The sequence below is a fragment of the Microvirga sp. 2MCAF38 genome (assembly GCF_052115485.1).
In the GTDB taxonomy this organism is placed as follows: domain Bacteria; phylum Pseudomonadota; class Alphaproteobacteria; order Rhizobiales; family Beijerinckiaceae; genus Microvirga.
The window spans coordinates 1-356 of the sequence record NZ_JBFRGU010000026.1 but is presented as its reverse complement, the minus strand read 5'-3'; the positions used below and the strand labels follow the sequence as shown (position 1 = coordinate 356).

Annotated in this window: 1 protein-coding gene; it reads right to left on the bottom strand. The window is 59.8% G+C overall.

Going from position 1 to position 356, the window contains the following annotated elements; translation table 11 throughout:
• Positions 1-356 (bottom strand): flagellar hook-basal body complex protein (locus tag AB4072_RS17165; protein WP_441969949.1); only part of this gene is annotated, 356 nt, incomplete at both ends.

The following is a 356-nucleotide window of genomic DNA, read 5'->3' as shown; positions in this document are numbered from 1 at the left end:
GCGCAACACCAGAGGAGTTGGTAGCAGACCAAACGTTGTCACCCTGAGACTGCAGGCCTTCGTTGTTGGCGAAGTTCGCCAGCACGATCTGACCCAGCAGCTGCGACTGTTCGTTGGAGTAGCTACCGACAACGGTGCCGTCATCGTTAATGGCGTAGCTCACCAGTGAACCCGGCGCGTAACCGTTCTGGTTGATAGCCACTACACCGCTGGTGCCGGTGTTCTGCTGCATTGAGTTCAGGAAGCTCAGGCTGAAGGAGCTGGCGGCAGAGCCGTTCAGGCTGGCCAGACCGATGTTGATCTGCGGCTGAGCGTTAGCGGTCGCCGACAGGTTCCAGGTACGCGGAGAGGTCGCC